The following is a 5011-nucleotide window of genomic DNA, read 5'->3' on the forward strand; positions in this document are numbered from 1 at the left end:
CCGGCGGCCGGGCCCCGTCCCTGGCCCGGCCGCCACCCACACCAGAAGGGAGGGACCATGGCAGGAATCCTCACCAACCCGCAGCTCGTCGAAGCACCATCACCCGGCCGGCCGCGGTACGGCCTGTTCACCGCCGCACGTGTCACAGATGACCTCGACGCCCGTACCGCCGCGGCAGGCTTCCAGTTCCCCGCCGAAGACTGTGGCGTCGCCCGGCTGTACGACGCGAACTGCGACACCCACCCCGGAAAAATCTTCGACGAGGGCCTCGGCTACGTCGCCGGTGACCCGTACTGGGTGTACGCCACCCACAAGTGCGGCAGCGTCGGCCGCACGCCCCAGGACGTCGAGCGCACCGTACGCCGCAAGCTTGCCGGCGCGGAGCAGGAGCAGGTTGAGGCCGCGGTCTGGGGCGGCACCAGCCCGCCGGTAGACCCGGCACTCACCACCACCGCAGGCGTCGTAGCCGTAACTCCTGACGCCCCCGGCGCCGGTGCCGCCATCGCCGCACTGGAGCACAGCTTTTACGACACGTACGGCTACATCGGCACCATCCACATCAACACCCGCGCCTACGCCGCCCTCACCTACGCCGAGCTGATCAGCGACAGCCCGTCCGCCGGGGTCCTCACCACCCCGCTCGGATCCCAGTGGTCCATCGGCTCCGGCTACGGCATCACCGGACCGGCCGGCGCGGCACCCGACGCCGGGAGCGTGTGGGCGTTCATGACGCCGCCGGTGTGGATCCGCCGTATGCAGCAGCCCATCGTCCCGAACGTCGTCCAGACCATGGATCGCACCTACAACCAGTTCATGGCGCTCGCGGAGCGGGTGTACGCGCACACGTGGGCGTGCCCGATCGTCCACGCCGTGCAGGTACCCATCGCGGCCCCCGCTGTCGTCGATATCACCCCACCCGAGGCGTGACCCCATGGAGACGCTAATGAGCGAGTACAGCCGGGTGGTCCCGCCGCCCGGGGAAGTGCAGGAGACGGCCCGGCTGCTGCTGGGCCTGGCCGCTGATCCGCAGGACGTCCGTACGGTCGCGGGGGGCGCCGAGTTCGTCGTCCCGTCCGATGTCGCGGACGCCTACCACGACAAGGTCGTTCCGGCGAAGCGCCGTACGACCACGAGTAAGAAGGGCGGCGGCGCCTGATGCCTGCCATCTGTGGAAGCTACGCCCGCGGCAAGATGATGCGGCTGACGCGGCTGGACGAGTGCGGGGCTCCCGTACCGGGCCCGACGGGCACGCTGGTCACCAAGGGCTTCGTGAGCGTTGGTATGACGCCGAACTACCAGGATCCCGAGGAGATCACGCAGCCGGATGCCAACGGTGACTTGTGCATCGACGACCAGAGCCGTCCGGCGCTCCGCTGGGTCGACCTGAGCATGGTGTTCTGCAACATCGATCCTGAGGCGATCAACATCATCACCGGGAACCCGCTGGTGGTGAACGATGCGACGCCCACCCCGTCGTCCGTCGGCTGGCGGTTGGACTCCGATCTGACCGGCACCGCGAACTTCGCGGTGGAGGTGTGGTCCGGGAAGACCGGCCAGTCCTGCGGAGCGGGTGGCCTCGAATACGGGTACTGGCTGTGGCCGTTCGTCGTCCAGGCCCGGATCGGCGAGGCCAGCATCGCGAACGCCGCGCTCACCCTCACCCTGACGGCACGTACCAGCACCGGCTCCGGCTGGGGAGTCGGCCCGTACGACGTCATCAAGTCCGCCGTGACCCCGTTCCCGGAGGGCCCGCTGGAGACCGCGATCGGTCCCTCGGTGCACCAGCATTTCGAGGTCACCACCGTCGCCCCGCCCACCCCGGCCTGCGGCGCGATCGCGCTGGCTGCCTGACCCGCCCCGGGCCTGCCGCTACCTCCCCCAGGCGGCAGGCCCGGACACCCGCGCAAGGAGCGCCGAATGCCCGCATGCGACTGGACGCTGGACACGTCCTGCTGCCCCGGCTGGGCGGACTACAGCCCTGCGGTACAGGCTGCTGCCACCGCGTGGGCCATGGGCATCCTCGACAGCCTTACCGGCCACCAGTTCGGCCAGTGCCCGGTCACTGTGCGCCCCTGCGGCCCCAAATGCCAGGGCTACGGCGGCTACATGACATGGCCCGTCGGCTGGCCCGGCGCGTCCGGCTCAGGCATGCCGTGGATGCTGCCGTACATCGATGGCGCCGGGGCATGGCGCAACTGCCTGTGCGGCAAAGGCGGATGCTCCTGCCGCGCCCGCTGCGAGGTCCCCATCCCGGGGCCAGCCACGGTCACGGAGGTCCGTGTCGACGGCATCGTCCTTGATCCGTCGGCGTACCGGCTCGACAACGGGCATCTCCTTGTACGGACGGATGGCGAGTGCTGGCCCGACTGCCAGGACATGAACGTCGGCATAACCGAGGCGGGTTCGTTCGCGGTCACGCTCAGCCCCGGGCTGCCGCTCCCCCCTGCGGGCGCCATCGCGGCCGGGGAACTGGCCTGTGAGTTCGCGAAGGCATGCAGCGGTGACGCCTCGTGCGCCCTGCCGCAGCAGCTTCAGTCCCTCTCCCGCCAGGGCATCAACGTTCAGGTCGTCGACCCCCAGGCCATCACCGGAGACGGACTGACCGGCATCGCCAACGTCGACCTGTGGATCCGCTCCGTCAACCCCACCAGCAAACGCCAGCGCTCCCGCGTTCACTCGCCCGACGTCACACCGGTGAGGTACGTCTGATGGCCTTTCCCGGAGACCTCGCGCAGCAGCTCCTCATCTGCTTCCACGCCGAACTGGACGCGGGTCCAGCGCCGATCCCCGCGGAGAAGGTGTGCCTGCGCGCGGGCGAGACGATCCCCATCTCGGCAGGCACTGCGGAGAACGAGGCGTGTGGCCTGGCGTGGGTGCGCGTGACGCAGGTGAGGCCGGTCCGGCTGGCCATACAGGAGCAGTCCGCAGACGACATGCCGACGGCGTGCGGGCATTCGGCGTGGGCGGTCGATCTGGAGATGGCGGTCGTGCGCTGCCTTCCGTACGGCACGACGGCGTCGGGCCCGTCATGTGACGACTGGACGGCGGCGGCGCTGCTGATGGACGCGGACGCCGCAGCGATGCGCCGAGCGTCGTGCTGCTTCGAGCCGATCGTGTCGGACACCTACGCGCTGGGCGGCGTGACGCCGGGGGTGTGGGAGCCGCATGGGCCGGAGGGTGGCGCGCTGTGGGGGACTCAGCTCGTGACCGTGATCCTCGACTGCTCGGAGTGCTGACGCATGGCGGCTCGGAAGAAGACTGCGCAGGTACGGATCGAGGTGTTGACGTCGTTCAACGGCCTCATCGCCGGGGACGCCGGGCTCGTCGAGTTGGACGGGCGCGCGCAGGGCTGGATCAACGCGGGACTCGTAAAGGTGGTGGCGGGCGGTGGCGAGAGTACGGCTGGATCGGGCGGCGCTGAACCGGACGATCCGGGGAGCGAACCGGCGGGAGCTGGAGGCCGCGGGCAGGCAACTCCTGAACCGGGCACGGATCTTGGCGCCGGTTGACACGGGGCGGCTTCGGGCGTCGCTGCGGCAGGAGTTCCGCCGTACGTACACGCTGCGCCCGATGGTGACGGTCGGCTCGGATGTGGAGTACGCGCCGTGGGTGAACGACGGGACCGGGCCGCACATTATCCGGCCGCGCCGGGCGCAGGCACTGCGGTTCGTGGTCGGCGGCCGGGTCGTATACGCCAAGGTCGTCCACCACCCCGGAACCCACGCCAGGCCCTTCCTGGACCAGGCGCTTCGTGAGACAGCCGCAGCACGCGGATACAGCTTCAGACAGGGATGATCAACATGGATACGCTCGACATCGCCTCGCAGACCCCCAGTAGCGCGCACGCTGTCCCTCAGCCCGATCGGGTGGAAGTGCCCCGGAATTTCACCTTCGCCGGGAAGACCTTGCGCGGGAGGCGCATCACAGATGGACAGGCCATCGCCATTCAGCTGGCCAAGGACGACGGCAACGAAGCCGTGCTGTCCGCGACCCGGACGGTCATCCGATCGGCCGTTGGCGAGGCCAACTGGAAGTGGATGAACGAGCAGCTCCTCGTCGGTGCCGTCGAATTCGCCGAGTTCGTCAACGTCATCTCCCAGCTCTCCGGCACGGGCGATGCCTGACATCCTCGCCGCGATCTCCCGGAGCGCCGTCACCGTGCAGGTGGCGGGGCATCCGGTCACGGTCCCGTACCGCGCAGCGGGCCACTGGCTGACCGCAGTGGCCGACTCGCGGCCATCGCTCGCCCTCATGCGTCTGGCTGACGAGGATGGCCGGGCGTGGCTGATCGGGCGGCTCGCTGCGGGCGACCTGGCTCTGGAGACCGCAGTGCAGGGCTCGTACGACGCACTCTCCCAGGCGGGGGGCCGCGCATGGTGGGAGTCGTACCGGCTACTCAGCCTCGGCGCGCAGCCGGCCGTCCTGGGACACCTCCTGCTTGCTGGGGTCGACCCGTGGGCGCGGTCGCTGGGCGAGTGGTGCGCAGCCGTCCACACCCTCATGACCCGCAACAGCAAGGAAGAGGACGTCTTCAAGTTCGACTCGCAGTTGGCCGCGCCCCCAGCCGGTTTCGAGGACGAGTGGGACGACAGCGAAGACTTCGACGCCATGGTTGCCGCCGCCCGCAACATGCCCGGCATGGCCTGACAGAGGGAGGTGAACCATGGCATCCGAGGCCGAAGTCGATCTCATCGTCAACGCCACCCGCGCGCTCCCACAGCTCGAACGAGACCTTGCCCGCGTCGTCACCATCGCCGAGAACGGCGCCCCCGACGTCAATGTCGCCGCAGTCCTCAACACCACGCTCAGCCTCCGGCAGCTTCAGGACGACCTTGGACGCGTCGTAGCACAGGCCGACGCCAACGCCGATGACATCGACCTCGACGCAGTTCTCGACCAGCAGCGCGCCATCCAGCAGGCACGCCTGGCACTCGACCGGGTAGTGAACGCGATCGACACTGGCGCGGACGTCGATCCCATCGACCTACAGGCAGCCCTGAACGTCCCCCAA

At 69.4% G+C, this 5011-nt stretch carries 10 protein-coding genes; all 10 read left to right on the forward strand.

Annotated elements, in window-relative coordinates; all coding sequences use genetic code 11:
* Positions 1 to 57: 57 nt before the first annotated feature.
* Positions 58 to 927, forward strand: a complete 870-nt coding sequence (locus tag GA0115259_RS25685; protein ID WP_093601421.1) for a hypothetical protein — start codon at positions 58 to 60, stop codon at positions 925 to 927.
* 16 nt (positions 928 to 943) lie between these two features.
* Positions 944 to 1156: a hypothetical protein gene (locus GA0115259_RS25690; protein ID WP_093601423.1), complete on the forward strand. Its 213-nt coding sequence runs from the start codon at positions 944 to 946 to the stop codon at positions 1154 to 1156.
* On the forward strand, positions 1156 to 1851 hold the full coding sequence (locus GA0115259_RS25695) for a hypothetical protein (RefSeq protein WP_093601425.1): 696 nt from the start codon (positions 1156 to 1158) through the stop codon (positions 1849 to 1851). The genes GA0115259_RS25690 and GA0115259_RS25695 overlap by 1 nt, the downstream gene beginning before the upstream one ends.
* A 66-nt stretch (positions 1852 to 1917) precedes the next feature.
* Positions 1918 to 2709 (forward strand): hypothetical protein, encoded by a 792-nt coding sequence (locus GA0115259_RS25700; protein WP_093601427.1) that lies wholly within the window; start codon positions 1918 to 1920, stop codon positions 2707 to 2709.
* On the forward strand, positions 2709 to 3236 hold the full coding sequence (locus GA0115259_RS25705; protein ID WP_093601429.1) for a hypothetical protein: 528 nt from the start codon (positions 2709 to 2711) through the stop codon (positions 3234 to 3236). The genes GA0115259_RS25700 and GA0115259_RS25705 overlap by 1 nt, the downstream gene beginning before the upstream one ends.
* A 3-nt stretch (positions 3237 to 3239) precedes the next feature.
* Positions 3240 to 3509, forward strand: a complete 270-nt coding sequence (locus tag GA0115259_RS42180; RefSeq protein WP_176732652.1) for a hypothetical protein — start codon at positions 3240 to 3242, stop codon at positions 3507 to 3509.
* Entirely contained in the window at positions 3493 to 3795 is a 303-nt protein-coding gene (locus GA0115259_RS25710; protein ID WP_370748458.1) for a hypothetical protein, read from the forward strand. Before GA0115259_RS42180 ends, GA0115259_RS25710 begins: the two co-directional genes overlap by 17 nt.
* Before the next feature lie 5 nt (positions 3796 to 3800).
* Positions 3801 to 4124: a hypothetical protein gene (locus GA0115259_RS25715; protein ID WP_141716690.1), complete on the forward strand. Its 324-nt coding sequence runs from the start codon at positions 3801 to 3803 to the stop codon at positions 4122 to 4124.
* Positions 4117 to 4647 (forward strand): hypothetical protein, encoded by a 531-nt coding sequence (locus GA0115259_RS25720; protein ID WP_093601432.1) that lies wholly within the window; start codon positions 4117 to 4119, stop codon positions 4645 to 4647. The genes GA0115259_RS25715 and GA0115259_RS25720 overlap by 8 nt, the downstream gene beginning before the upstream one ends.
* Before the next feature lie 16 nt (positions 4648 to 4663).
* The coding region (locus GA0115259_RS25725) for a hypothetical protein (protein ID WP_141716691.1) at positions 4664 to 5011 on the forward strand (348 nt) is incomplete at its 3' end.

The organism is Streptomyces sp. MnatMP-M17, assembly GCF_900091995.1.
Taxonomy (GTDB): Bacteria; Actinomycetota; Actinomycetes; order Streptomycetales; family Streptomycetaceae; genus Streptomyces.

Excerpts from the sequence above, each read along its gene's own strand:
- GA0115259_RS25685 (WP_093601421.1), top strand. The coding sequence starts at position 58 with ATGGCAGGAATCCTCACCAACCCGCAGCTCGTCGAAGCACCATCACCC.
- GA0115259_RS25690 (WP_093601423.1), top strand. The coding sequence starts at position 944 with ATGAGCGAGTACAGCCGGGTGGTCCCGCCGCCCGGGGAAGTGCAGGAG.
- GA0115259_RS25695 (WP_093601425.1), top strand. The coding sequence starts at position 1,156 with ATGCCTGCCATCTGTGGAAGCTACGCCCGCGGCAAGATGATGCGGCTG.
- GA0115259_RS25700 (WP_093601427.1), top strand. The coding sequence starts at position 1,918 with ATGCCCGCATGCGACTGGACGCTGGACACGTCCTGCTGCCCCGGCTGG.
- GA0115259_RS25705 (WP_093601429.1), top strand. The coding sequence starts at position 2,709 with ATGGCCTTTCCCGGAGACCTCGCGCAGCAGCTCCTCATCTGCTTCCAC.
- GA0115259_RS42180 (WP_176732652.1), top strand. The coding sequence starts at position 3,240 with ATGGCGGCTCGGAAGAAGACTGCGCAGGTACGGATCGAGGTGTTGACG.
- GA0115259_RS25715 (WP_141716690.1), top strand. The coding sequence starts at position 3,801 with ATGGATACGCTCGACATCGCCTCGCAGACCCCCAGTAGCGCGCACGCT.
- GA0115259_RS25720 (WP_093601432.1), top strand. The coding sequence starts at position 4,117 with ATGCCTGACATCCTCGCCGCGATCTCCCGGAGCGCCGTCACCGTGCAG.